This window comes from Trueperaceae bacterium (assembly GCA_031581195.1).
In the GTDB taxonomy this organism is placed as follows: domain Bacteria; phylum Deinococcota; class Deinococci; order Deinococcales; family Trueperaceae; genus SLSQ01.
The window spans coordinates 1-1,620 of the sequence record JAVLCF010000212.1; the positions used below are offsets into that span (position 1 = coordinate 1).

Consider the following 1,620-nt stretch of genomic DNA (forward strand, 5'->3'; position numbering starts at 1 on the left):
CCCTCCGCGAGCGGGCACGCGGCGCGATGGCGTGCCACTACGCCGACCTGCTCGACGCGACCCGGGAGCGGACGTTCGGTCGCGACGGCGAGGCGGCCCTCGCCGACCTGCACCCCGAACTCGAGAACGTCGACGTCGCCCTCGACCACCTCGTCGCGCGCGACCCGGCGTACGCCCTCCGCCTCCTGGCGCGCACCTGGCGCGTCATGGCGTCGCTCGGGCACGCCGGCGCCGCCCTGGGGCGCCTCCGACCGCTGCTCGACGCGTACGCGCACGCGCTCTCCGGCGAGGAACGCGCCGACGCCCTCGACGCCGCCGGGTCGCTGGCGTTCAACGTCGGGCGCCGCGCCGAAGCCCGCCGTTTCTACGAGGCGGCCCTCCCCCTCCGCCGGTCGCTGGAGGACCCCACCCGCCTCGCCTGGACGCTGATCAACCTGAACACCCTGCTGGTGATCCTCGGCGCGTGGGACGCCGCCGCCGCGACGTTCCGCGAGGTGCTGGACGCCGGAGAGCGCGCCGGACCGCGCTGGATGAACGCCGCCGGACTCCAGCAGATCTCCTGGGTCGCGACCGCCGCCTACGACGAAGCGCTCGCCGCGACCCGCACCTCCCTCGCCGACGCGGTCCGCACCTACGCCGACGCCGGCGACGCGCTGACCGAGGTCGGGGCGCGCCTCGCGCTCAACGACCTGCTGATCCGCGGCACCGACCCCGCCGGCCTCCTCGCCAACCTCGACGCCCTGGCGCACCCGTTGGCGCGCCTGGACGCCACGGAGCGCACCCGCCTGGTCGCACCGGTGCGCGGTGCGGTCCACCTCCTCGAGGCGTTCGACCGGCACGACGCCGCCGAACGCCTCGAGGCGCTCGCCCGCACGCACCTCGCCTGACGCCTCCGGACCGCGTGGCGTCTGGCCTCGGGACGCCGCCGAGAGCCGCGTATCCTGCGGCCAGGAGGCGCCATGGAACGAACCCCCCTCGTCGACCTGTGGATCGTGCGGCACGCGACCGCGGAACCCCGCCGGGCGGACCTCGCCGACCGCGACCGCGACCTGACCGACGACGGCGTCCGCGAAGCGCAGGCGCTGGCCGGCGGCCTGCCCCCGCTCGACCACCTGTACGTGAGCCCCGCGCTTCGCGCGCGCCGCACCGCCGACGCGATCGCCCACCTGGCGCCCGCCGGACCGGAGGCCCTCGACGCGCTGTGGGCGGGCGACGGGGCGGACCTCCCGGACGCCCTGGCGCGCATGCTGCGGGTCGGACCGAGCGCGTCGGCGTCGAGCGTCACGACCGGCGGGCGCCCCCTCCGCCTCGGGGTGGTCGGGCACGCACCGATGCTGGCCGAGGCGGCGGGCCTGCTGATCGCGCCCTACCGCGCCGACCAACCCGCCCGCCTGCACCTCGCGAAGGCCGGCGTCGCGCACCTGGTGGGGACGCTGGAGCCGGGCGGCATGGAGTTGCGCCTCCTGCTCGGCCGCGAGGACGTCGCGCGCTTCGCCTGACGCCCCGCACGCCCGCACCCCCGACGCTCGGTCGGGGGTGCGGGCGTGCGGCAGCGCGCGGCGGCGCGCGGCAGCACGCGGCGGCGCGGGTCGGGGCGGGGACAGCGTCCCCGCCCCGCGC

2 protein-coding genes are annotated in these 1,620 nt (G+C 78.0%); both read left to right on the top strand.

All coding sequences use genetic code 11. The features are described 5' to 3' along the window. Nucleotides 1–887 (top strand): tetratricopeptide repeat protein (locus tag RI554_11505; protein MDR9392638.1); only part of this gene is annotated, 887 nt, incomplete at its 5' end. A gap of 72 nt (nucleotides 888–959) precedes the next feature. Continuing rightward, nucleotides 960–1,499, top strand: coding sequence for a histidine phosphatase family protein (locus RI554_11510; protein MDR9392639.1), 540 nt, complete (start codon nucleotides 960–962; stop codon nucleotides 1,497–1,499). Nucleotides 1,500–1,620: the final 121 nt, after the last annotated feature.